This window comes from Roseobacter sp. OBYS 0001 (assembly GCF_019654895.1).
Lineage (GTDB): Bacteria > Pseudomonadota > Alphaproteobacteria > Rhodobacterales > Rhodobacteraceae > Roseobacter > Roseobacter litoralis.
On record NZ_BPES01000012.1, the window covers coordinates 85,011 to 107,847 of the forward strand.

A 22,837-nucleotide genomic window follows, 5' to 3' on the forward strand; every position below is an offset into this window, starting at 1 on the left:
TCTCGTCAAATCCAACAATACATTGGGATACACTGAGATCCGTTCTGTAATCAGATCGGAGAGCCGGTCGGTAGCTTGTCGTGAGTTGGTTGGTTCCTGTGGCAAATTCTCCTCAGACGTGGAAGCGCGCGGTTCCGGTGCGCGAAGGTGTTGGATATGTCGATGGGGCGCGCGTGATCGCCTGGCGCGAGTACCGTTGGAATACAGGAGAGATATCCCGGATCTGGTTCCTGGACGCCACCGATCTCGACCACAGGATGATCGACATCGTGGAGATCGCGACCCACCCGGGAAGTGACGATACGGGTTTGTGACGGCTGGTCCAGCGATTCCGTTGAGGATACTGGGGCAACCATAGCTCGAGCAGTTCGGAAATATTCCCGCTAGGCTAGAATTTGCCGGAAGATCCGTTTTATATATTTCTCTGTTTTCGTACATATCGGCACTATGCTTATGTTTTCTGGAAAGTAGATTCTGTAGAAGGCCTGTCAGGGGGACAGGCCGTGCCGATTGCGAGACATCTCAGTCTGATCACGCTGGATGGCGTAAAGGACCTCATCGCACGGAATGTCGCGTTTCGCTGTCGGTACGAGTTGGTTGGAGGCACCGGTGACGGGAAACCACGCTATAGGTGTATTTATTCCGTGGGTGACGAGGAGCTTGTCCTGGTGGTGTCAAAGGTGCGCAAACACGGGCCTGAGATTAAGCTGTTCGCCCTCTGGCCGGGCCTCGTCAACCATCATGTGGCCTATGGGGACGGCCAGCCGGTCAGGATCGACCTTGACGTTCGCCATGCGCCAAAAACTGAAGCGCGCGAAACGGGTCGGCGAAGAGCTGCGAAGGATTGAGCACTCGGGTCTTCTTTCTAGCGACTTACGACCTGCGTCCCGCGGGCTCCGTAAGCCCGGACACCGCCGCGACCTGACATGTTGGAGTCCCTGAAACTCACCTATCCGCTTCGTGAAAGCGCAGTCCGAAGCGGAACAGGTGAAGCGGTCGTTCGGGCCTGCTGAGACGATCAAGTCTATTGAACTTCGACTGGAGGTCGAGGCTGTGCATACTTTCAGAATCGAAGCCTCCGCCGTGGCGAGGCTTTATGGCGAAGATCCGGCGGTGGTCGTCGGCTGGCTCTATGTCTGGAACACCCAAGAACTCGCCATCAGATGCAGCGACGAGAGCATAGTATTTCGTTTTGTCGATCCGCCGATCGATCTCGACCGGTATTCCCCTAGGTTTCAGGCCAACAAGAGTGTCCACGCGCGGCTTGCATCCACCAGGCCGCTGCCCTCGCAAACAGCCTAGGCGACATTTCAGTCCGTCGCGCCGTTTGTATCGCGAGGGACCATCATATTCGACATCCGGCAAATGAGGGGCGACAACCCGCCTGAGCGCGATCTCTTTCGCAGCCATTCAGCGGGAACCCGCATATCTCCACAAGAAGAGATGCATCAAAACACTATTATATGATACACGAATACCGTTTTGATTCCTCAATCCGTAGCGCGGAGGCGAAGGAGTATTCATGCTGAAACTGCTGCAAAACACTTCCCTTTGGATCGGCGGGCTGTTGGCCGTAACGGCGGCTGGATCGCCGCAATCTGCTTACTCCCAAAGCTACCAGATCGACTGCGCCATCCTTTTGTGTCTCTCAGGAGGCTGGCCGACCTCGGGCCCCTGCGCGCGCGCGCGCGCCGAGTTTATCCGGCGGATCACGCCCTGGCCCGTCGAGCCACCCCTGCAAATCTGGCGGTGTCCGATGGGCGCGGCCTATACGGTCGATCCGGAATCTCAGACCGGCGAGCGGGTATACGAAATTCTCTTCGAGTTCGATCAGACAGCGCCGCATCAGTCTTTTCCTGGTGATGAGGCCGGCAAACCCGTCACAAGTGTCGACGGAACGCCGCCGAGCGCCCTTCCCCCCATTTTGCAAACGTCACCACACGCGGCCCCTTCCAAGTCGCAACCTGACGTGCTTCGCCTGAGGGGCGATGATGCGGCTCCTTTGCCGGAGGGATTCACATTGCTGCTTGCTCAGGGTCGGGCCGACATCGACATTAGCGGCCCCGAGTTCAACTTCGTACGCTCCATCCGCGTCTTCCAGACCGAGGCCCGCCAATGGGAATCCGGACGGGAAGGCGAATGCAACAGCCACGCCAGCGTCAGATTGGGAATCTACGGCACGCAAGGCGATTTTCGGTGGAGACAAAGCGGCGTCGGCGCTCTGCCGAAGGCACATGTTGGCCTTGAACAATATGGCGATCATTGCCCGAGGATCTGGCATCGGTCCGTGTTCGTGGAATGGCGCGACTACGAAGGGAACTACGGATACGAGCAAGTGAACTACTAGAGAAGTTTGCTTTTAACTTGGATCGTCCAACGCTGCCTGATGTCTCAAATCAAACGCGGTACGCTGTAAACAGGAAGATAGACGGGGACCTTTATTGGTGCGTGTTTGATAGGGTCGCAGTCCGTCGTTTCATGCGGGCGTCTGGCCGTCACTCACCCACAACCTGCAAGAACCGTCCATAGTCTGCGCTGACCGCGCGCGCTTCCTCAAAAGTCCGTGTACGTTCTTGCTCAAGGCAGCGAAAATACGCCTGAATATCCTCGATATAGAGCTCAAAGTCAGACCGAATCAGGTCCGCATACGCGCGAATGTCCTGTGGATCGGACGGCACGAAGGGCCGTTCTGGCGCGTAGCAAGTCTGTGCCATCGCAACCTCGGGAAGCCAGAAAGACAATAATACAGTGGTATAGCCGATACTGGTGATCTGTTTGCGCATGGGTTTGGCCCTCGATGCTTGAGGAAAGCGGCTCGCCATGCGTAATACTGGCATCGAGCGAAAGCTTGCGCAAGACAAAACAGCATCTTGCATACGAAACAGTATGATTGTTATCATGGCTCATCGGAACCAATTGCTCCGGTGCGCCCAAGGACAGGAAGAGCGCGCCGTGGCGATAGATTTACAAAAAGAAGCGCCGAATGTGGTTACAGAAGCGGGATTCAAGATGCTCGTTGAATCCGGATACAGAGTCGAAGTCGTGTGCAAGCAGGATGCCTACCGGAAGAACTCCGTCTGGCATGGCGTCTGGCTCTTGCGCGCCGTCAACGAAGATGGGGTCGAGAAGGAACTCGTCACCGCCCGGGCGCGCCCCAATGGCGATTTCATCCAGCTCAGGGTCTTCAAGACCGTCACTGGCCTCACCTCCTTCCTCATCGATCTCGGATTCTCGGTGGTGGCCTTCCCGGTCTACGAAGGACAGCGCTGGACATATACCCTGGCGGACATGCCCGACGACGACAGCGACGGCTAGCGCCGTCCTTCTGCTGCTCGCGGCACATGCCGTATCGGCGCAAATGATCTTCACGATGGAAAGCGACGGCTCGCTTTCCCCGTCAAACTCCCAAGACAGTTTTGCCCGCAATTACAACGACGGCGTCGGCCAAGGCGATCCCGACGCGCCGCTGCATATCTTTGGAGACAGCGCCGAGACCAAGCTTGAGCCGGACAACGGCACCTTCCGCATCGCAGCGATCGCCCCGCGTATCGCGGTCCCGCGCCCGGACATCCTCGCCGCCATAGACAAGACGGCGCTTCGCTATGCCAGCCACCGGGGTTTGCGCGCGGCGGGTCTCACCGTAACTGAGTGGCGGCTGCTTTTCCGCGCCAACATCGAAATCGAAAGTGCCTACAATCTGAACGCCCGGTCTCGGGTCGGCGCTATCGGCCTGGGCCAACTCATACCGGAAACCGCAGAGATGCTCGGCGTAGATCCCTCTGACTGGCGGGCCAACCTCGATGGCTCGGCACGCTATCTCGCCGCACAGCTCGAGACCTTCCGGAACACGCGACTGGCGCTGGCGGCCTATAACGCCGGACCCGACGCTGTCCGCGCGCATGATGGCATTCCCCCCTACCGAGAAACGCAAAACCACGTTCAGCGGGTGCTGGCCGTGTTCAACAGGCTGGAAGGAGAAACCCCATGAGGCCGTTACCCCTACTTCTGACCGTGCTGATAGTCTTCGTCGTGCCGGCTGAGCCCGCCATGGCGCAATCGATTGACCTGTCGCCGATCCAGGATCTTCTGCAAGGTATTGTCGATGCACTCACCGGCCCGCTCGGCGTCGTCATCGCCACGCTCGCTGTGATCGGCGTGTTCCTGAGCTGGTTCTTTAACATCATCGATCTGCGCCAGGCCCTTTGGGTTCTGGTCGGCATCGCCGGTGTCGCCGCTGCGCCCACGATCGTGGCAGCGGTCTTCAGCTGAGGGAGGTTGGCGTGGCGGAACGGTCCCCCCTCTTCCTTGGCCTTGTGCGCCCGCCGAAACTCTTCGGTCTGCCGATCATCTATGCCGTGGTCTGGCTCTTCGGTTCCGTCCTGCTCTTCGTCTGGATTCAGAGCTTCGTCGTTCTCGGCATCGCGGCCGTTCTCTATCCCCTCCTCTGGAAGGCCGCGGACTGGGATCCGCGCTTCATCGATGTCGCGATAACCACGCTGCAGGAAACCCCGCCCACCCGAAACCGCAAAATCCATGGGGGAGATAGCTATGCCCCGTGATGACGTCAGCGGACTCAGCGAACGTGATGAGCGCACGCTGATGCCGAAATGGTTTCAGCATGAGAAGCACCTGGCCCACATGCTGCCCTATGTCAGTCTGGTCGATGATCGCACGGTCCGCACGCGGATGAACGAGCTCTTCCAATGCGTCCGGATCACAGGCGTCAACAGCTACACCACAGACGACGACTATCTCGACAAGGTCCGCGCGCTCTTCGCCCGGATCGTGGCACAGCTCGGCGAAGAGTTTTCCTATTACGTCCACAAGGTCTCGAAGGGCATTCATGTCGATCTTGAGCCGCTTGAGGGCGACACATTCTCCGCGATCGTCGATGCGCAGTGGCGCAAAAAGATGGAAGACAGCGGGCTTCGGGATAAGACCCTCACGCTGACCGTCATCCACCGCCCGCCGAACAAAAGCTTCCTCAGCTTCATGCGAAGCCGCTCCCCTGGACGGCTCAAAGACGAGACGGCGAAGCGGCTGCGGCGGTTGAATGAAGCCGTCGGGATCTTCACCTCTGGTCTATCGGAGCTGAAGCCGTCCGTGCTCTCGGCCGAGACCGGGGACCTGGTCGGCTTCCTGGGTGCGCTGAACACCGGCCAGGAACGCCCGCTCTACCATAGCTCGCAGTTCGGCTTCCTGGCCTCCTCCGCCGCGAACACCCGCGTTACATTTCATGGGGATCATTTCGAGTTAAGCGAGGGCGTGGCAGGCCGTCGGTATGGCAAGAGCTACTCCATCAAGGATTACTCCGAGCAGACCCGCTGCACGATGTTCGACACGCTCAACCTGCCGGTCGACATGATCGTTACGCATTCCTTCACACCCGTGAACACGAACATGACGATCTCGCGGATCAAGCGGCAGATGAAACAGATGCAGGCCGCCGATGATGCCGCTGTCTCGCTCCACGACAACCTCTCCTTTCTCGCTGATGATCTCGAAGCCAAACGTGCCAGCATGGGCGATCACCATATGGTGGTCACGGTCTTTACTGAGTCGCTCGACGCGCTGGAAACCCTCGGCGCCGAGATCGTGAATGCTGCGGCTGCCGAAGGCGTCACGATGGTGAGTGACCGCTTCGGGGCCAACACACATTACTTCAGCCAACATCCGGGCAATCAACCGAAACGGCTCCGCCCCAGCACGATCACCAATCGCAACTTCGCGGATTTTGCAGCCTTCCACCGGACGCAACTTGGAAAGCAAAGCGATGAGGTGCCGTGGGGCAAGGTGATCTCCCTCTTCCCTACCCCGGAAAAGAGCGCCTACCGCTTCTCTTTTCACGAGGCCGGGTCACCGGAGAAAGAACCCACCAGCGGCCATACTCTGATCATGGGCCGCCCGGGTTCAGGCAAGTCTGTCTTAGCCGCCTTCCTGATGACACAAGCCAAGCGCGCCGGGGCGCGGGTCTTCGTCTTCGACTATCGCCTAGGCATGGAGATGGCGGTGCGCGCCAACGGCGGGCGCTACACCGCCATCCAGGGCGGCATGCCGACGGGGCTTAATCCGCTCTGGACCGAGACCGACAACCGTGGGATTGCCTGGCTCACGGACTGGTTCGGCACGCTCCTCCACCGCGAAGACAAGCCGCTGACACCGGCGCAGACCAACCGGATCATGGAATGCGTACGCCAAAACGCACAGGCCACCGATCCCGGGCTTCGCGACTGGCAGAACTTCGCCTCGCTCTTCATGTCCATGGATGATGAGGGGGATCTGAACCAGCGCGTCCTCGAATGGGCCGAGAAAGGCCGCTTCGGCTGGATCTTCGGCCATAGTCTCGAAGACACCTTCTCGCTCGATGGCGACATGGTCGGCTTCGATCTCACGGGCATCCTCGACAGTGAAAGCGACAAGGAACGGATGGCAGTCTTGAGCTATCTCTTCCGCCGGATCGAACGGAAGATCGAAGACCGCCGCCCGACGCTCATCATCATCGATGAGGCCTGGAAGGCCCTCGACAACACGTATTTCGCCGAGCGGCTATCGCAGTGGCTCGTCACCGCGCGAAAACAGAACACCGTCGCCGTGATGATGACCCAATATGCCAGCCAGCTCGAACGCACGCGCACGGGCAAGACCATTGTCGAGGCCGTGCCAACCCAAGTGCTGCTGCCGAACATACGGGCCAATGCGTCGGACTATCAGATGCTCAATCTCTACCAGAAAGAGCTCGATACGCTGCTGAACACCGGCACGCATTCCCGTCTTGCGCTCATCCGCGATGATCAGGGCTCGGTCGTCGTCGATGCTGATTTGAGCGCCCTCGGGCCCAACCTCACGATCCTTGGCGGCATGGAAGCCGGCGAAAAACTCGTCGGCACCGATTACCGCGACCGACCTGATTTTTGGAGGCTCCAGCCATGAAGACATTCTCCCTTGTCCTGCTCATTTGCACACTGGCTGCCTGTTCCAACTACCGTGAACCGGAGGCGAACTGCTTCAGCTTCGTCTCACGTGGCCCTGCCCCGCTCGACTGTAACTTCGAAGCGCTTGGCGGTGCCGAACTTGAGTACATTGCCAATGAGTAAGCGCGCCGTTGCCACGCTCCTGCTGATCGGCGCGGCGTCTGCAGCGCTGGCCCAGGGTGTGCCGGTCAATGACAGCGGCTTAACCGCACGCGATCTAGTTGAGACGGCGGACCGCGAAGCTGATCTGGCGGTGCAGCGCGAGACGCTGACGGTCCAGGAACAGATCACGGCGATCGAACGCGAACAGCTTGCGGTGCTCGATGCCATCCTCGACGCGCAAACGAGTTTCGATAGCGCCTCAATCACGGGCATGGTCACGGACCTCGAAAGCGGAAGTGGAGATGCCGACCGCTCGGCCGCAGCTGTCTACGGGACGTCCGAGATCGACCCCAATCCCGCCGGTGATCAGATGTTCGGCGACGCCGCCGAAAACATCGAAGAGTTGATCATCCGCGTTGCCCAGGAAACCCACGGGCGGCCCGGGGTCTCTGCCGCTGGTCTCTCGGTCGTGCAATGGCGGGCGCTTCTCCAGGCCCTGATCTGGCAGGAGAGCCGCTTCGTGATCCGCGCTGAAAGCCCCGTCGGCGCATACGGGCTCACACAAATCATGCCCGGGACCGCCAGCGATCTCGGGATCAACCCGGAATATCGCACGAGCCCCTATCTGCAGGTCGACGGCGGTGCGCGGTATCTCTCAGACCAGCTCGCGCGCTTCGATGGTAACATCATCTTCGGGCTAGCGGCCTATAATGCAGGCCCGGGTCGCGTGATCGAATATGGCGGCGTGCCACCGTTCCGGGAAACCCAGCACTACGTTACCGTCATCCCGCAGCAATACAACGCCTATCTGGCTCGCATCGGGGGGATCGAGGCGCTCGGAACCATCGACCCGGCCCTGCTCGCCAACTCGAACCTCTCCCTGACCGGTGCAGGTGCCGCCTTCTACGGCAGCAATTCTCCGACCGCCATCCGGCAAGCGGCCCTCCGCATACGCGATATCGTGACCCGCATCGGCACAACGGCAGACGTGCAGGAATCGATGGCGCTCAACACATACGCGCGCGCCGAACTGGTCCGGCTGATCGCCGCCATGACACGCCTTCAGGCCGCGCGCACGCAACCGTTTAGCGCCGAGCAGATGCGCCTCGCCGCCGCCCGGATGCAGGAACAAGACTTCATGACCTTCATCATAGAGGAGCTGGACTGATGCCCGCCCGACCACTTCGCAAAACACTTCGCACCCTCACCTTGACGGCCCTTCTGCCGCTCAGCGTCATCGCCCTTCCGGCGATCTTTCTCCCGGTTTCTGCTACCGCCCAAGGCGTCCCGGTCGTCGACACCCAAAACATCGCCCAGAATATCCAGCAACTGCGCCAGATGATCGAGGACGAACTCTTGCAGAACGAGCAGCTCCTGCAGCTGCGCGAACAACTCACCACGCTCACGGACCAGCTCGCAGAGTTGCAGCGGACCTATGAGGCGCTGACCCGCCTCGCAGAACTCCCCGAAGTCATCGCCACTGAAATGGAAGCTGAGCTCAATGGCATCCTCGATCAGGAGTTCGGCGATATCCAGGCAACGATCCAGGCAATTCGCACAGGCGACTTCTCGGGGCTCAGTGGCTCAGGCGCGGCCGAGATCGAAACCCAGATGGACCGCGTGCTGTCCGAGCTTGGTTTCGACGACGATACGCTCCGGGAGATGGCCACCAGCGGCAACGCAGGCGCAGAGCGCATCGCGACGCAAGCCACCACAGGCGCGCTCGTCTCCGCCGCGGCCCAAAACAGCTATGACGACGCAGGCCAATCGCTCGAACGTGTGGAGCGTCTCGTCGGCCTGATCGATGACATGGACGAACTCAAGGAAAGCGTCGATCTCAACACCCGCGTCACTGCCGAACTCGCCATAGCGCTTGTCGCCATGTGGCAGCTCGAGGCCGTGCAGACCGTGGGCGACGGTACGGGCGGCGTCATCGATGCCGCCACCATCGCCGAAGAGCAGAATTTCATGGAATTCACCATTCCGGATTTGGGCGACTAACCATCGAGGCACGAGACGTTGAACAGCGAACGCGAGATCATCGAAGAAGAACTGGTTTACGGTGCCCTGCGCCGGGAACGGCTCTGGCAGCGCCTTGGCCTGCTTGGGATCATCTTCGGGATCATCGGCTGCATGGGGGCCGTGTTGGTCGCTGCTTTGGATGTCGATCCGCCCCCGGTTGTTGTGCCCTATGATCCCGAGACGGGCTTTGCCCTGCCTGAGGCCTCGGTCGGGGCCACCCAAGTGACTGGCAACCAGGCGGTGATCGAGGCGGAGATCTTCCGCTATGTGACCGACCGGGAGGCCTACAACCAGCTCGACAATGATCTGCGGATCCGCAGTGTTCTGCAGCGCTCCGATGGCCGGGCAGAAGCCTCTGTCCGGGCGCAATGGAACAGCACAAACCAGCAATATCCACCTACGGTCTACGGCGAGGATTCCACCCTCGATGTCGAAGTTCTGAGCATCAACCTGATCGGGGAGAACCGCGCGACCGTGCGTCTGCGCAAACGGCTTACCTCAATACAAGGCATCCAGGCAGGGCTCTTCACCGCAACGCTCCTCTTCGAATTCCGACCCGAGACCGCACGCACGATCGATCACGTCTGGACCAACCCCTTCGGCTTCACGGTGATCGAGTACGCCATCCGGTCCGACAGATTGGAGAACTGACATGGCACGCGTTGGACTTGGCATCTTGACATTGATCTTCACTGCCTCCACCGCACTTGCCGAGGCGACTCCGCGGCGCGGCCCCAATGACGCACGGGTCCGGATCGCCACCTATCAGGAAGGCCAGGTCTTTCGCCTGAACGTCTCGCTCACCCATGTGACCACCATCGAGTTCGGCGAGGGGGAAACCATCCGCTCGATTCTTGCGGGCGACACCGAAGGCTTCGAGCTCGACGGCGTCCCCGGCGGCCAGGCCTTCGCGATCAAGCCGCTGGCCCGCGGCGTCCATACCAACGTCACCGTCTATACCAACCGGCGCAGCTACTATTTCAACGTCCAGGAGGTCTCGACACCCACATTCTACGTGGTGCAGTTCCACTATCCGAATGAAGACCGGCGCCCGAAAAATGCCGTCGCGGCTCAGGCCCCAAACTACAACTATGGGGCCAGCGACCGCACGGAAATCACGCCCGCGCGCGTTTGGGATGACGGCACATTCACCTACTTCCAGTTTGCGCGCAACGCACCTGTCCCGGCGATCTTCCGCTATTCAAACGGGCGCGAGCGCACCGTCAATACGCAAGCCACTGAACCGGGGGTGATCCGCGTCTCGGGCGTGAATACCCAGTGGGTGTTACGCCTCGGCGATACCGTCGTCTGTATTCAGTCCAATGCGCTGACGGGAGGCACGTGATGAGTGACAAGCCGAACCAACCTGACATGTCCGAACGCCTCGCCCGGCTCGAGGCGAGCGCCTCGGGCAGCCCAAGGACGACAACCCGCCGCTCGCCTCTGACGGCCCTTCTTGTCGTCGCGCTCGTCGGTCTCGGCGGGACCGTCCTTTACCTGCTGAACCAGTCCGAAGAGGAAGTAGCCCTGCCCACGGCCACACCAGACGAGTTCCAGCCGGAAGGCGATGGCTTCGGGACCATCGAGACACTTGTGCCCCCTGCCCCGCCGGAACCGGAAGTGGTGGAGGTCCCCGCCCCGGCACCGGAACCGAATGCCGAACTGCTCTCCCAGATCGCGGCGCTCCAAGCGCAAATCGAAGCCATTCAGAACGCCCCGGACCCGGTGGTCGAAGAAGACACGGCGGCGGCGGAGGCTATTAACGCGTTGACCGCCCAGCTCACCGAGTTGCAAGCGGCCTCCGAAGCCGCGCAACAGCAATTTGCCGAAGAACTGCAAGCCCGCGACCGCGAGTTGCAACAACTGCGCATGGACCTCGATCTCGCCCGCCTTGAAGCGCAACAGCCGACCCCTGCCCCGTCTGGTCCCACGGAGGAAGAACTCAGGCTTCGCGAAGAGCAGCGGTTGCGGCAAGAGGAAGAAGCGCGCCGTCTTGCCGAGCTCCAACGCCGATCCGAGAAAGAGCGCGCTTTCCAGGAGCGCCGGATCCTGTCGCCCGTCATCGCCTTTGGCGGCGCGACCGGCGGCACAGATAATACCGAACTGGCAGAACGTACCTTCGGCGAAGCCACCGACTTCGTCCTGAACGGGGCCTTCCCGAGCCCTGTCACCCAATCTGAAATCATCGCGAACCCCGCCAACACCGTCATCCAGGGAACGGTGATCCAGGCCGCTCTGGAAACCGCGATCACAAGTGAATTGGCCGGGCAGGTCCGCGCCATCACCTCCGAGCATGTCTACAGCTATGACGGAACCCGCCTTCTGATCCCCGCCGGATCCCGGCTGATCGGGCGGTATCGCTCGGGGGCCGATATCGCCCAAAGGCGGCTCACAATCGCCTGGGACCGGATCATCCTGCCGAGCGATCAAACCATTCGGATCAGCGCCTTCGGGGCAGACGAGCTCGGTCGCTCGGGTACCACAGGCTTTGTTGACACCCGCTTCGCCGAACGCTTCGGCTCGGCCGCGCTGATTTCGCTGATAACTGCCGCACCCACCGTGGCGGCAAACGAAACGGAAGATGAACTCGCCGAAGACGTGCTCGAAGACATTGGCGACGATCTCGCCGACGCCACCGACAGCGTGATCGGTGAATACCTCTCGATCGGCCCTGTCATCTATGTCGATCAGGGCGCGCGGATCACCGTCATGGTGGACCGGGATCTGGAGATCTTCTGACGATGTCACTCAGCTATCTCCAGGCCTCCATCGACAAGCTGGAAGATGCCAAACGCGAGGATGTCATCGAGATCTGCATCAACCCGGATGGGTCCTGCTGGGGCGAGTTCCAGGGCGATCATTTCATGCATTGCCTGAAACAGACGCTGGACGAGGATGCGGTGAAAGACCTCGGAAACCAGATCGCGTCGGATGCTGCCACGCCCCTCTCCAAGGACCGGCCTATCGTCTCAGTCTCGATCAGCTATCGCGACCGCCCGATCCGCGCCCAGGTTATCACACCGCCAGCGGTCAGCCGCGGCATGTCGATCAGCTTGCGATTTTTCTCGAGTCTGCCGCTTGAGACCATCGAACTGGGGTTCCTTTACGGCAAAGAGCGGAAGTTGGAGGAGCTGCGTCAGGAGAAGAACCGCCAACTCCGCGAGGTGGTCGTCAGCGGTAATATCGATGCGGCGATCCGGCATTGCGTCGAGAACAAGCTCAACATGATCGTCTCGGGCGGCACATCCACCGGCAAAACCGTCGCTGCGCGGAAGATCCTGTCTTATGTTGATGATGACGAGCGGATCGTGACGATCGAAGAAGCCGCCGAGCTTCTGCCGAAACAACCGAATGCCGTGACATTGATCTCGAACAGGGACGCCATGAACCAGACGGCTGACGTGTTGCTCACCGCCACCCTCCGCATGCGCCCTGACCGCATCATTCTGGGCGAGGTCCGCGGGAAAGAGGCGATGACCTTTCTGGAAGCCATCAACACAGGCCATGGCGGCTCAATGACAACGCTCCACGCCGAAACCCCCCAATTGGCGGTTCAACGCCTAGCGATCGCAGCCCTCAAGACCGAGGTCCCGATCCCTTATCGCGACATGATAGACTACATCGAAAGATCCATCGATGTGATTATTCAAGCCGGACGTGAAGACGGAAAACGGGGGATCACGGAGTTCTATTTGCCCGGAATCGAATTGGAAAAGGAGGCCTATACATGAAAAGCTACACGCCAAAGATCCTGACGTTCACCGGTGGTAAAAAATTCAGCTACCAGCAGATGGAAGACGAGATCGCGAAATACACGCTGAACGGTTGGAAAATTGTTTCAATGACGCAATTTCAGAGCCATCAGCCGATGTATACAGTTCTCTTGCAGTATGAATTCTCCGAAGAGGAAATGCAGCCAAAAGTGGAGAAGCGGGCATGAAGATCTGCAACCTACTCCTATTCGCGGCGATTAGTCTTTCCTCGGCGACCGCCTTTGCGCAGGGCTTGGTGCCCGCAATGGACAGCGAGTATGAGTTCTGTCAGAAGCGCCCGCCCGAGCCTGAGTGGGTACAAAATCTGCACGTGCGAGAGAGCTACAAACGGCTTCTTATCCAGTCGATCTACCGTCTTGAAGGGTACCAGCGTGTCGCTGCTTTTGGTGATTGCAGGTGCGACACCTTGTTTCCGCCATGGTCCAGTGCTGTCCAGCAATACAACGACAACTTCCTCCATCTCGAACAGTTCGAGGCGATGCAAACCCGCCGTGCTTTTCAAGATCAAGGCTCCGCCGTGCGTCGCTCCGTCCAGAAACTCTGTGAAGCAGAAGGCAACTGGTAATTTAGGAGAAAGTCATGAGCGTCGTTTCATACCTTGTTGATACCGCCCAAGGCTTCTTGGATGACTCAGCAGAGACACAATTTGGAGCGGTGGCCGCAACAGTTGGAACGATAACGACTGTGGCCGTCAGTCTCGTCGTCATCCTCGTTTGCATTAACATGGTATTCCAATATCGCGCCATGGATGGACGGACGGCATTTTGGCTTGGTGTCAAAATAATTTTGATAGGGATATTTGCACAGAACTGGACCCAGTTTAATGCGCTCACTTCAGCTATTTTGAACGGCATCGACAGCATAGCCGGATCACTCATCGCCGCTGTTGGCGGAGGCACACCCGGTCCGTCTGGTACCTATGCAGAGCAGTTTGACGAGATGATTGCTGACTTCGGCAACTATCTTAACGCCGCAGGTGAAGAACTGAACTGGATGGCCGGTGCGATCCTATCCAACCTCGGAGTCTTACTTCTTTCATTACTCGGGGCACTTGCCGCGTTTTTAATGGTCGCGTCGCGCTTGATGATTGCGCTACTTCTCGGTTTGGCGCCGATCATGATCTTCCTCACGCTCTTCGATGTGACAAAGGACTACTTCGCGCGATGGCTCTCAGCCGTGGTTTCGTTTGCGATGTATCCCATCATCATTGCCGGAGTGTTCTCCACCATAACTGGCGTCTCCGCGTCGCTATTGGGGGAACTGGGTGATCCAACAGCTGCTCCCAACATTGGCGCGCTTGTCCCGTTCTTCATGATGGTCTTGATGGCAAAGGGATTCATTATCGCAACGCCGTTCATCGTTCGGGCTGTATCAGGTAACATCATGATGCCGGCGATTTCAGGTGGGCTTGGAGGTAGCTATGCGTTTAGCCGGGCTGCCCTGGGATCGCAGCAAGCAATCAACCGTTATCTAGTGGGCAACGCAAGCGGGTCGGAAGTGGCAGCCTTGCGCTTGCGCGCCGCTCTTGGAGTGTCAGGCATGCCCGAGCGCAGCTACGGAACAAGACCACCATCAAACTCCCAAGCAGGTACACGCAACCCAAATGCCGGCACAGCACCAGACTATCAAGCGCAAATAGACCGCAATCTGCGCATAGGTCGGTAGCTGAACTAACCTGCCTAGGTGTTCAGTCCCGGCATCTGGTGGATTGGGTCTAGGCTGAATCGGTCCGGCTTTGATGTCCGGATTTTGCAGATGTATTCGTAGGGCTTGAGCCCGTTTAGTGTCTTGTGTCTGCGGGCGAAGTTGTAAGCTGCCATGAAGTCCGCAAGATGGGTGCGGAGCTGGTCGGGGCTGTCATAGTGGAAGCGCTTGACGGTCGCGTCCTTGATCGTGCGGTTCATCCGCTCGACCTAGCCGTTGGTCCAAGAATGGTTAGGCTGTTGATTGTCACTGAGAACTGACCCGGCATTTTCATCGAGATCTGACCCACCCAGTCGTTATGATCTGCTGATTATGATGGCGTCAATGCTGTTGCCTCCTTTCGCTTTTTCTTTGCTATTTCGGAGCTGGCCTTGAAGCGGTAGCTGTCATTGCCGGTCTCGAGGATGTGGCAGCGATGGGTGAGACGATCGAGCAGTGCTGTATTGCTGCTCTGACGGCGTGCGTTGTCGTGGCGCTCCCGTGACAAACTTGTCCCATAGGGCTTCTTTCCATTCCTGAGAAGGATCGCACCATCAAACCGTGGGATCAAACACCTAGGCCACCGCTGAGTAGCCTAGGCCCTCTTAAACGTCGGTGCCAGAATTCCAGAAACTTCAAGAAACGTAAGGTGCGTAGAGGGTGCGAACCCAAAAACTGACCGCTGTTCTGCGCAACATGAACAGTGGCTTTGCGGAACGGCAATGTAACGGTATTTCCCAAAGTGGTCGTTCGCCGCGCGGGCGACATATGTCTCACAAGCGGACGGAGCGGACGCTCGCATACAACGTCTTCCTGCTCGCTATGTCACGTTTTCGCCTGCTACATGCCGGACCAGAGCGTCCATCGCGTTGCACGTATAGTCATGGAAGTACCAACTGTCCGCTTCCGGCTGGCTTGATTGCTTGATGACCGCAACCTCCCTGTTTCGGTCAATGTAGATCCATTGGCCGTTCACTCCGAGCGCCATAATCGCTTCCGACCCGGGCGTGTTTCTGATCCACCATTGTGCGCAATAGCTCCAATGGCCATTTGCCATGTCTTCTTCCGCACTCGGGCCCCTCAGGAAGGCTTCGGTGGACCCCCCTTGCGAAAGGGTGTCGATCACCGCTCCGGGGATGATCTGGTCACCGTCCACACGGCCATTGCGGAGCATTGCCGCGGCAAAGCGCGCCATGTCCTCTGCCGTGGCGTTCAGCCCACCCCCGGCGACGAGATTGCCCGTGGCATCCAGAAGGACATATGCCTCACCGGTCATGCCGAGTCTTGACCAAAGGCGGGTTTCCAGCAGGGTCACAAAATTCTGACCGAACAGTCGACTGACCGCCCAGTTCAGGACATCGGTCTGCGGCGTCTGGTACTCGAACACCGAACCATGCGCGCGTCCCTCGAGCTTGGTCAGTGTGGTGGCATAGTCATAGAGGCTCTTTGGTCCGTCCCAATCGACCGCCTTGCTGCCGGCCCCAAGAACCGCAACGTAATCGTGGAACTCTGCGTCGGGGTCTTCATAGTCCTCACTGAATTTCAGCGATGCCGTCATGTCGAGGACCTGACCGAAGGTGGCGTCGGAAAACCCCGATCCGTTGTCGAGTTCCGGTATGATATCCACGATCGGGGTGTCCCGCGTGACCAGCCCCTCTTCGATCGCGGTCAATGCGAAGAGGCCGATGAAGGACTTGGTGCAGCTGAACATGATGTGCGGCGTGTGGGGCGTCATGCCATTGAGGTAACGCTCGTAGACGACCCTGTCCTTGTGAACTACGATCAGGCTGTCGGTGAATGTCTGCCGCAGGAAGCAATCGAAATCAGCGAGAGTGCCATCCTTGCGTCGAACCGACAGGCTGCCGATGTCAGCGTCGATCTCGCGCCTCATCGCTTTACCGTCATCGCTGGGCCGCACACGTGCTGTCGGCCAGATCCGCCGCATATTTTGGTAAGCCCACCGATTGAATGGCGGCTCCCACATACCATTGAAGCGATCCACCCGCTTATCCGCAGGCGGCGGAAACCCCTGCATAAGGCCAAGCTCCAGATGAGTTGCGGTATCGAAGGGTTCGGGGATCGCCATGGCAGTAGTCGCCTTTCCAAAACTGTCTTTCTTAGCTCCCACACCAGAGGTGAACGGCTAGGCTCGCGCGGGTCTGACTAACAGGTTAGCATTGCGTTGTAGGCATGACGACTCTCGACACCGCACATGTCCGCTTGGGGCTCGGAGCTGCCCTTCATCACACCTGATTCCAATGTCCGTTCTGAGCGCAACAGTCGCTTAAGACCGATGCGCGAGACCCGAAAGCTCACTCTCTAGTTGCTCTAATTCATTCAGCGCCTCCTGGACAGTGGCCACGTCATCTTCGTTAGCAGCCTCGACATCAAGTTCCGTTCGCGCCTCGAAATCCATCTCGAACTGGCCCTGATCATCCGCGATGACTGCGGCGCGCGCCCGCCGCGCATCCGGAGCAGAGCCAAGGTTGACACGCGAATTTCCACCGGGTTCGCCAAACCCCATCCTGGCCTCGAGATCTCGTTCCGACAGGCCTGATCCCCGCGGGGCCGTGGGCGTCGCCCTTACGCTCAAGGGTAACTCTCCCATCGGCGCTACGGGTCCTTCCGGAAACGGCAGATCCCCCTCTTGCGCGGCATGGATCTTCCTGAAGAATGGGTCCTCGTAATACACCACGCGCTTGGCCCGGACCGGCATCTGCGCATCGACGACCATAATGATCTCATCCAGCGGCAACCGGCGCGCCTCGTCCTCGGGCAGGAGCGAGACCTCCTCGGTCCGTTCGGACTGGCTCCGACCTTCGAAGGGATTCTTGCCGATGGCGCGAGATCGCGTGACTACGGTCTTCGTGGTCTTGCCCACGGCCTTGCTCAGCTCCTCGACGGTCTTTTCATCCGAAGGCGTGAGATAGAGCTTTATTCCAGCATTGCCCTGCAGCGCGCGCCGCGTGTTCTCGCCGTAGATCTCGTCAATGGCGGGGATGGTCTGGGTGACGATCGCGAGATGCCCGCGGTACTGGCGCAGGATCTCGATGCTCTCGGCCACGATGGGCATCTTGCCGAGGCGATTGAACTCGTCGAGCAGGATCATCACGGGCCAGGGCTCATCCGGGCCCGGTTCCTTGTCCTGGAGTGCCGAGAGCAGATCGGAGAAGAACAGCCGGATCAGCGGCGCCAGGGATTTTACCATGAGCGGCTGGACCACGAGATAGACACTGAACGGCTGCTTGCGGATCGTCCGGAAGTCGAAGTCTGAGACCGACGTGGCCTCATCGATCGCCGGGTTCTGCCATTGATCGAGCCCGGACGTCATCAGGAGCGAGACATAGGAGGTCAGCGTGTCGTTATTGGTCGACGCGAGCCGGGTGAAGATCAGTCGCGCGGCCGGGTTTCGGACCTCGTGAGCGCGCGCGAGATATTCCTTCTGCTTGTGCCCGCCGGAAGCGGCAATGCGGTAAATCTCGCCCAGCGTTGGTCGTTGCCGCTGAAAGGCCAAGAGCCCCGCAGCAACAAAGAGATCGATCCCGCCCTTGAGAAGCCCCTGCACACGGTCGTTGTCGTTCTGCAAAAAGAGCGTCGCGAGGAGCAATAGTTCCATCTGCTGGCGTGCCGGGTCTTTCAATTGATAGATGCGCAGAAGCGGGTTGTAGCGATGGGTGCGCTTGGTCTCCCAATCCGTCGGCGCGAAGCGGTAGACCTCGTCGCCCACCGCGGCGCGGTGACGGGCTGAGGCCTCATAGCATTCGCCCTTCACGTCGAGGACAACAGCCGAACCCTGCCAGACAAGCAGGTTCGGAATGACGAAGCCAGTTGTTTTGCCGCGCCCGGTGGGCGCCACGATGAGCGCGTGCGGGAAGGTCTTAGAGCAGAGAAATGGCGCGCGGGAGGCGGGCTTGCCAAGCTTGCCAATCACAAAGCCCGTCCCGGGGTCACCGAAAAACCCGTTCTGTTTCATTTCCCGGCGGGTCTGCCAATGGGTGGTGCCGAAGCGGGTGAGGGCCGAGCCGGACATCGCGAGGCTCATGAGCAAGCCCAGCATCCCTGCCCCACCCATGATCAGGTTGACCAGTCGGAAGTCATCCGGCCGGGTATGTCGGAACGCAAGGTAATTCTCAGCGATGTAAAAGAAGTCAATATCAGCCTGAAACCCCAGATCGCGGAAAGTCAGAACGGCGGAGGCGATCGCGTAGCCCATCGCCATGGCGACGAGGGTCACCAGCACCACGCCGACAGCGAGCCTTCCTCTCCCCATGCCGTCCATCAGTGAGTCTCCCCGCGTTCTTTCTCGCCGTCGATGAGATCGGCGCGCTGAAGTTCGTATTCCCGGTCAGCTATTTCCTCGACAACGGCCCGCGCCGCCTCACTGTTGGCCGTTGCCTCATCGGACTGAAGGTAGACCTTTGCAGCGTAGAGCCGGTCGAGACGATCCGAGATTTGTTCTTTCAGGACGTCTACGTCGCCGTCGCTGAGCCGATTGATTTGATCCGCATTGAGATCCCGTTCCACCGCCACGCGATAGTCGGAACGATGCCACGAATCCTCGAAGAGCGATGAGAGACTGCCCGCGCGCTCATGATCAATGACTCGCTGGATTTCCTTTCTCTCTGAGAGACGTATTGGACCGACAAATCCATGCTGCCGGAAGAGGTCCCGCAAGCCATCCCGATCCGACTTGATGTCTTGAAACTCTTGTTCAGTGACGATTCTGTCGCCATCGCTCCCCATTTGCAGGGCATCTTCGTAGAGGCTCAGCCTGAGGTTGTAGTCTTGTTCGACATCCCGCTCCATCCGTTCCCCAAACTGTTGCAGGGTATCCCGAATCAGAACTTCCGCGCGATGCGCCGACCTAGCGTCCAAATGTCCTTGCGTCCGATCCATGTTGAGATCAAGAACAGCTGCGCTGAGCTCGACGCCGCTTCCGTCATGCGGCCGGTCATTGGTCAAGCGACCACGTTCGAAAACGACCTTTTCGAAATACGAATACTCATCAGCTGTTCTATCAATCTGCTTCTCGACGCCGCGTTCGACATCTCGGATTATTTGGGCGTCAGAATTTGAAAATTCTGCCATTTGCACCTCATCTCGCTCCACCACGGCCCGCGCCGCCTCACTGTTGGCCGTTGCCTCATCAGACTGAAGGTAGACCTTGGCGGCGTAGAGCCGGTCGAGACGATCCGAGATCTGCTCCCTCAGGACGTCCCTGTCGCCGTCTTGCAGCCGTTCGATCTGCTCCGCATCGAGTTCCCGCTCGACGGTCTCCCGATAGGCCAGCCGCTGTTGTGTATCTGTAAAGGGCGCGGTCATCTCGCCGGACCGTTCGTGCTCGATGACCCGCCGCAATTCAGCGTCGTCGACAGGCTGGCTGACGACCTCCGGTCTCGTGGACCGCGCGAGGCGCGCGCCCTGCGCCGTATCGCTTACGCCGTCCCGCAGTCTTTCGCGCATCTCGGTCTCCCGCCGAAACTGATTGATGGCCGCGGTATTGTGCGCCTCAACAACAGCCGCATAGGTCGCGCCAAGACCGCGCGCGAGATGAACTGGCATGTCCGGATAGCGCGCCCGGAACTCATCCGTGACGGCTTCGGCAACAGGCGTCCTGAAGTCACGCTCTGCCATAATTCTATCAACATCGCGCGCAATCTCCTCCGCGCGATCCTCGTCGGTAATGTGTTCCCGGAAGGGTTCGGATCTGTCGATCACATCGCCGGGCCGTGCGAGCAGCTGCGGGTGCGCGTCGATATAGGCGCGCTGCTCCGTCTCGATCTGCCGTTGGGCCCGGAAGGCAATCCGCCCTTCACGGTCTTCGATCTGCTGCTCGGTCAGGCCCTCCGCGCGCATCGCTCGCCGGATCGTCTGTTCCATCGCCTCAGCGGCCTCGCGATGGTAATGGATCCGCTCCAAGATGGTTTCCCCTTCCATTACACGGTCCTCCCTCAGGACAGCTGCCCTCTCAAGCGTGATACCAACCTGGACATGCGCGCGGTTCAGCGCCTCGCGCGCGGTCTCAAGATCGGCGCGCCGCTCGAGGTTGAGACCGCCCGTCTCTGCCACCCGCGCCAGATCATCGGCGATCCATTGCCGCTCGAGCGCGGCGTTCTGCGCCCCCGTCTCCACCCGCGCGATGACGACAGAGGACCGGATCCCCGTGCCTCTGAGCGCGGTGTCGATCTGCGCCCGGACGTCGGATTCCTGCAACCGCACCAATTGGTCCCTGTCGATCTTTGCCTCGGAATAGATCCCACCATCCGACGGACTTTCGGTCAGCGTCCCCGACCGAAGCCCCAGCGGTTGCATATGGGCGAGCCGCGCCTGGATCTCGTTGAGCTTCCGTTCCAGCTGCGGGCGCTCCGTCTCTTGCTTCGCGGCGATCATGCCCTGGACGCGCGCGACCTGATCGGCGTAGCGGATCCTCAGATCGTCAAAGCTCTGCTCCTCAGCCATGTAGACCCCTCCCTCCAAATTAAGTCTGCCACCCCTCGCGAGAAGCTCACCGGCCCGGAAGAGCGCGGCGGAGATATCTTCACGGGCGTCGCGCGAGGCCTCCACCGCGAGCGCATGATAGACGGTCCGGGTATTGGCGATCTCAGCCAGCGCACGCTCCAGATCGGCGCCCACGCGCGGCCGCGGCGCCGCCACCCGGCTCTCCTCTTTCGCCGCATAGACCTCGCGCGTTCTGGCGGGGTAATGCACCACCCCCCGGTCCAAGCGTCGGGTCGCTTCCAGACGCACCCCGAACCTCTCGGCCTCCTCCACCATGGCGAGGCGGAAGTCGTCGTAGTTGAATCGGTGGTCGCGGCCGAGGAAGAAGAACTCTCCTTCCTGGGACCGGCGGTTCAGGACAATGTGCGCGTGCGGGTGCGCGCGGTCCTCATGCACCGCGATGATGTAATCGAAATGCGCCTCATCGGTCTGGAAGAAGCGCTCGGCGACATTCGCCGTGATGTCGCGGACGTCCTCGCCCCGTGTGCCGATCGGGTAGGACAGAAGCATATGGGTCGTCTGTCCGAGCTTTGGTTTGAAGCCCGCGCTCCAACGCTTCGCGAAGCGTTCTGTCAGCTCCTTGATCTCCTTGTTGTTGAGCTTTGCCTTGCCATCAAGGAATCCGGAACTGTCGACAATATGGGTGGACTTTGTGGTGAGATAACCAAGCTGGTTCGAGAGCTCGGATTTGGAATGGGTACCCCCGCCCCGGATGGCCTTGAAGACCGCCGCACGATGCCCTGCCGCGGCCCGAATGAGCTGCCTCTGCTTCTTGACATGGAGCCCCTGCATAGACCCGCGGATCCGGCTCCAGCCCTCCCGGAAGACCTCGCCGGTCACGTCATGGACCGCAGCGGCGGCCCGTATGGCATCATTCAGCGGCATGGGCGAACTCCCTCAAGGCGGCTGTGGCCTCCAGTTGCATCGCGTCGCGACGCCGCCGAACCAACAGGTCGATTTCGTCGGCGGCATCGAGAATGAAACGCGCCAGCCCCCGCATCTGGGCGAGCCGCAGATCGGAGAACGCGGCCGCCCCCTGCCCTGTCCGGTTGGCCTCCGCCATACATTTGGAGAGCTGCACAACGCTATTGCCGACCTCGTGCAAGGAAGTCCGGTAGCGCGCCATCTCGGCTGCCAGCGCCACATCCGGAACGAAGGTTCCGCCGGCGGCCTGGATGAGCCGTCTCAGCCCCTCTGTGCGGGTCTCGATTCCCGCCGCAAAAAATACCGCATCCAGCGCCTCGAGCTCATCGGGTGTCAGCTTCACGGTCACCGCTGCCGTCGCCACGGCGGTGTCCTTCTGCCGCTCCGCATCGGCTTTGAGCGTGTACTGAATGGCTCTCTGGGATACCCCAAACCGGTCGGAGAGAACCGCCGTCGAGACGCCTTCTGCGGCCTCACGCACGATCTCCATCTTCTGGGGTGCGGTCAGTCGTTTCATCTGGGACACGCGAAGAAAGCCCCCCTATTTCCTGCCACCTTCAGCAGCGACCTCTCCACAATCACAAAGCAAACGGTTTGTGTCAATACTGCATTATTGCAACCCGACAGGATTTCTGTTTCTGGGCCGCTTTTTGCCGAGCACCCGTGGGGAGGGGCGGCCATCGAAACGCCAAGTTTCATGCCGCCTGATGTGCGCCTCGCGGCTAACCTCACGTCAAGACTTCCGCCCGGCTTCACTTATGCCCGCGCCAGAGCTTTTGACCGAACACGCATGTGTTCGGACGGAAGCGAGGGGGCGGCGCAAATCCCCTCGGATGGGGCGGTCCAACGGCGTCAAGGGTGGCC

The 22,837-nt window shown here is 59.9% G+C and carries 24 protein-coding genes and 2 pseudogenes; 19 read left to right on the forward strand and 7 right to left on the reverse strand.

Translation table 11 applies throughout. The features are described 5' to 3' along the window. Positions 1-80: 80 nt before the first annotated feature. The 4 genes from K5Q35_RS18460 (at position 81) to K5Q35_RS18475 (ending at position 2,347) form a co-directional block, all read left to right on the forward strand. Positions 81-314, forward strand: coding sequence for a hypothetical protein (locus K5Q35_RS18460; RefSeq protein WP_220800877.1), 234 nt, complete (start codon positions 81-83; stop codon positions 312-314). 189 nt (positions 315-503) lie between these two features. Beyond that, complete coding sequence (locus tag K5Q35_RS18465; RefSeq protein WP_220800878.1) at positions 504-848, forward strand: hypothetical protein; 345 nt, start codon at positions 504-506, stop codon at positions 846-848. 139 nt (positions 849-987) lie between these two features. After that, the gene (locus K5Q35_RS18470) at positions 988-1,302 is read left to right on the forward strand and encodes a hypothetical protein (RefSeq protein ID WP_220800879.1); all 315 of its coding nucleotides are present in this window, start codon (positions 988-990) and stop codon (positions 1,300-1,302) included. A 220-nt stretch (positions 1,303-1,522) separates the two neighbouring features. Next, positions 1,523-2,347 (forward strand): hypothetical protein, encoded by an 825-nt coding sequence (locus tag K5Q35_RS18475; protein ID WP_259650586.1) that lies wholly within the window; start codon positions 1,523-1,525, stop codon positions 2,345-2,347. A 148-nt stretch (positions 2,348-2,495) separates the two neighbouring features. Here the strand turns inward: K5Q35_RS18475 and K5Q35_RS18480 are convergent, their stop codons facing one another. Continuing rightward, entirely contained in the window at positions 2,496-2,714 is a 219-nt protein-coding gene (locus tag K5Q35_RS18480; RefSeq protein WP_220800911.1) for a hypothetical protein, read from the reverse strand. 238 nt (positions 2,715-2,952) lie between these two features. Between K5Q35_RS18480 and K5Q35_RS18485 the strand changes: the two genes are divergently transcribed. The 15 genes from K5Q35_RS18485 to K5Q35_RS18555 are packed head-to-tail and all read left to right on the forward strand — an operon-like array spanning position 2,953 to position 14,533. Next, a complete protein-coding gene (locus K5Q35_RS18485; protein WP_259650587.1) occupies positions 2,953-3,315 on the forward strand; it encodes a hypothetical protein in 363 nt (120 codons plus the stop codon). Positions 3,316-3,358: 43 nt separating this feature from the next. Then, positions 3,359-3,988: a lytic transglycosylase domain-containing protein gene (locus K5Q35_RS18490; protein WP_220800880.1), complete on the forward strand. Its 630-nt coding sequence runs from the start codon at positions 3,359-3,361 to the stop codon at positions 3,986-3,988. Further along, positions 3,985-4,269, forward strand: a complete 285-nt coding sequence (locus K5Q35_RS18495) for a TrbC/VirB2 family protein (RefSeq protein ID WP_220800881.1) — start codon at positions 3,985-3,987, stop codon at positions 4,267-4,269. Before K5Q35_RS18490 ends, K5Q35_RS18495 begins: the two co-directional genes overlap by 4 nt. 11 nt (positions 4,270-4,280) lie before the next feature. Beyond that, positions 4,281-4,559: a type IV secretion system protein VirB3 gene (locus tag K5Q35_RS18500; protein WP_220800882.1), complete on the forward strand. Its 279-nt coding sequence runs from the start codon at positions 4,281-4,283 to the stop codon at positions 4,557-4,559. Between the two features lie 40 nt (positions 4,560-4,599). After that, on the forward strand, positions 4,600-6,930 hold the full coding sequence (locus tag K5Q35_RS18505; protein WP_374758663.1) for a type IV secretion system protein B4: 2,331 nt from the start codon (positions 4,600-4,602) through the stop codon (positions 6,928-6,930). After that, the gene (locus K5Q35_RS18510) at positions 6,927-7,094 is read left to right on the forward strand and encodes a hypothetical protein (protein ID WP_220800884.1); all 168 of its coding nucleotides are present in this window, start codon (positions 6,927-6,929) and stop codon (positions 7,092-7,094) included. Before K5Q35_RS18505 ends, K5Q35_RS18510 begins: the two co-directional genes overlap by 4 nt. A 58-nt stretch (positions 7,095-7,152) precedes the next feature. Next, positions 7,153-8,241 carry a lytic transglycosylase domain-containing protein gene (locus tag K5Q35_RS18515; RefSeq protein ID WP_308443353.1) on the forward strand — a complete coding sequence of 363 codons (1,089 nt, stop codon included), beginning with the start codon at positions 7,153-7,155 and terminating at the stop codon, positions 8,239-8,241. Next, positions 8,241-9,074: a type IV secretion system protein gene (locus K5Q35_RS18520; RefSeq protein ID WP_259650588.1), complete on the forward strand. Its 834-nt coding sequence runs from the start codon at positions 8,241-8,243 to the stop codon at positions 9,072-9,074. The genes K5Q35_RS18515 and K5Q35_RS18520 overlap by 1 nt, the downstream gene beginning before the upstream one ends. 18 nt (positions 9,075-9,092) lie before the next feature. After that, positions 9,093-9,746 carry a virB8 family protein gene (locus tag K5Q35_RS18525; RefSeq protein ID WP_220800886.1) on the forward strand — a complete coding sequence of 218 codons (654 nt, stop codon included), beginning with the start codon at positions 9,093-9,095 and terminating at the stop codon, positions 9,744-9,746. A 1-nt stretch (position 9,747) separates the two neighbouring features. Then, positions 9,748-10,440 (forward strand): TrbG/VirB9 family P-type conjugative transfer protein, encoded by a 693-nt coding sequence (locus K5Q35_RS18530; RefSeq protein WP_220800887.1) that lies wholly within the window; start codon positions 9,748-9,750, stop codon positions 10,438-10,440. After that, on the forward strand, positions 10,440-11,834 hold the full coding sequence (locus tag K5Q35_RS18535) for a TrbI/VirB10 family protein (protein WP_220800888.1): 1,395 nt from the start codon (positions 10,440-10,442) through the stop codon (positions 11,832-11,834). The genes K5Q35_RS18530 and K5Q35_RS18535 overlap by 1 nt, the downstream gene beginning before the upstream one ends. Positions 11,835-11,836: 2 nt before the next feature. Further along, on the forward strand, positions 11,837-12,826 hold the full coding sequence (locus K5Q35_RS18540; protein ID WP_220800889.1) for an ATPase, T2SS/T4P/T4SS family: 990 nt from the start codon (positions 11,837-11,839) through the stop codon (positions 12,824-12,826). Beyond that, on the forward strand, positions 12,823-13,035 hold the full coding sequence (locus K5Q35_RS18545; protein ID WP_220800890.1) for a hypothetical protein: 213 nt from the start codon (positions 12,823-12,825) through the stop codon (positions 13,033-13,035). The genes K5Q35_RS18540 and K5Q35_RS18545 overlap by 4 nt, the downstream gene beginning before the upstream one ends. Next, positions 13,032-13,433 carry a hypothetical protein gene (locus K5Q35_RS18550; RefSeq protein ID WP_220800891.1) on the forward strand — a complete coding sequence of 134 codons (402 nt, stop codon included), beginning with the start codon at positions 13,032-13,034 and terminating at the stop codon, positions 13,431-13,433. The genes K5Q35_RS18545 and K5Q35_RS18550 overlap by 4 nt, the downstream gene beginning before the upstream one ends. 14 nt (positions 13,434-13,447) lie before the next feature. Beyond that, the gene (locus tag K5Q35_RS18555; RefSeq protein ID WP_220800892.1) at positions 13,448-14,533 is read left to right on the forward strand and encodes a type IV secretion system protein; all 1,086 of its coding nucleotides are present in this window, start codon (positions 13,448-13,450) and stop codon (positions 14,531-14,533) included. A 14-nt stretch (positions 14,534-14,547) separates the two neighbouring features. Here the strand turns inward: K5Q35_RS18555 and K5Q35_RS18560 are convergent. From K5Q35_RS18560 to K5Q35_RS18585, 6 genes and pseudogenes are all read right to left on the reverse strand, one after another. After that, positions 14,548-14,811: pseudogene (locus tag K5Q35_RS18560) on the reverse strand (integrase core domain-containing protein); the annotation flags it as partial. A 71-nt stretch (positions 14,812-14,882) separates the two neighbouring features. After that, positions 14,883-15,014 (reverse strand): annotated as a pseudogene (locus tag K5Q35_RS18565) (ATP-binding protein); the annotation flags it as partial. 357 nt (positions 15,015-15,371) lie between these two features. After that, entirely contained in the window at positions 15,372-16,637 is a 1,266-nt protein-coding gene (locus K5Q35_RS18570) for a serine hydrolase (RefSeq protein ID WP_220800893.1), read from the reverse strand. Between the two features lie 198 nt (positions 16,638-16,835). Beyond that, positions 16,836-18,821 (reverse strand): type IV secretory system conjugative DNA transfer family protein, encoded by a 1,986-nt coding sequence (locus K5Q35_RS18575; RefSeq protein ID WP_220800914.1) that lies wholly within the window; start codon positions 18,819-18,821, stop codon positions 16,836-16,838. Between the two features lie 8 nt (positions 18,822-18,829). Continuing rightward, a complete protein-coding gene (locus K5Q35_RS18580) occupies positions 18,830-21,934 on the reverse strand; it encodes a relaxase/mobilization nuclease domain-containing protein (protein WP_220800894.1) in 3,105 nt (1,034 codons plus the stop codon). Further along, positions 21,921-22,499, reverse strand: coding sequence for a transposase (locus tag K5Q35_RS18585; protein WP_220800895.1), 579 nt, complete (start codon positions 22,497-22,499; stop codon positions 21,921-21,923). The genes K5Q35_RS18580 and K5Q35_RS18585 overlap by 14 nt, the downstream gene beginning before the upstream one ends. Positions 22,500-22,837: the final 338 nt, after the last annotated feature.

Excerpts from the sequence above, each read along its gene's own strand:
- K5Q35_RS18510 (WP_220800884.1), top strand. The coding sequence starts at position 6,927 with ATGAAGACATTCTCCCTTGTCCTGCTCATTTGCACACTGGCTGCCTGT.
- K5Q35_RS18490 (WP_220800880.1), top strand. The coding sequence starts at position 3,359 with ATGATCTTCACGATGGAAAGCGACGGCTCGCTTTCCCCGTCAAACTCC.
- K5Q35_RS18475 (WP_259650586.1), top strand. The coding sequence starts at position 1,523 with ATGCTGAAACTGCTGCAAAACACTTCCCTTTGGATCGGCGGGCTGTTG.
- K5Q35_RS18495 (WP_220800881.1), top strand. The coding sequence starts at position 3,985 with ATGAGGCCGTTACCCCTACTTCTGACCGTGCTGATAGTCTTCGTCGTG.
- K5Q35_RS18570 (WP_220800893.1), bottom strand. The coding sequence starts at position 16,637 with ATGGCGATCCCCGAACCCTTCGATACCGCAACTCATCTGGAGCTTGGC.
- K5Q35_RS18545 (WP_220800890.1), top strand. The coding sequence starts at position 12,823 with ATGAAAAGCTACACGCCAAAGATCCTGACGTTCACCGGTGGTAAAAAA.
- K5Q35_RS18540 (WP_220800889.1), top strand. The coding sequence starts at position 11,837 with ATGTCACTCAGCTATCTCCAGGCCTCCATCGACAAGCTGGAAGATGCC.
- K5Q35_RS18505 (WP_374758663.1), top strand. The coding sequence starts at position 4,600 with ATGCCGAAATGGTTTCAGCATGAGAAGCACCTGGCCCACATGCTGCCC.
- K5Q35_RS18520 (WP_259650588.1), top strand. The coding sequence starts at position 8,241 with ATGCCCGCCCGACCACTTCGCAAAACACTTCGCACCCTCACCTTGACG.
- K5Q35_RS18535 (WP_220800888.1), top strand. The coding sequence starts at position 10,440 with ATGAGTGACAAGCCGAACCAACCTGACATGTCCGAACGCCTCGCCCGG.
- K5Q35_RS18550 (WP_220800891.1), top strand. The coding sequence starts at position 13,032 with ATGAAGATCTGCAACCTACTCCTATTCGCGGCGATTAGTCTTTCCTCG.
- K5Q35_RS18530 (WP_220800887.1), top strand. The coding sequence starts at position 9,748 with ATGGCACGCGTTGGACTTGGCATCTTGACATTGATCTTCACTGCCTCC.
- K5Q35_RS18555 (WP_220800892.1), top strand. The coding sequence starts at position 13,448 with ATGAGCGTCGTTTCATACCTTGTTGATACCGCCCAAGGCTTCTTGGAT.
- K5Q35_RS18480 (WP_220800911.1), bottom strand. The coding sequence starts at position 2,714 with ATGGCACAGACTTGCTACGCGCCAGAACGGCCCTTCGTGCCGTCCGAT.
- K5Q35_RS18580 (WP_220800894.1), bottom strand. The coding sequence starts at position 21,934 with ATGCCGCTGAATGATGCCATACGGGCCGCCGCTGCGGTCCATGACGTG.
- K5Q35_RS18575 (WP_220800914.1), bottom strand. The coding sequence starts at position 18,821 with ATGGGGAGAGGAAGGCTCGCTGTCGGCGTGGTGCTGGTGACCCTCGTC.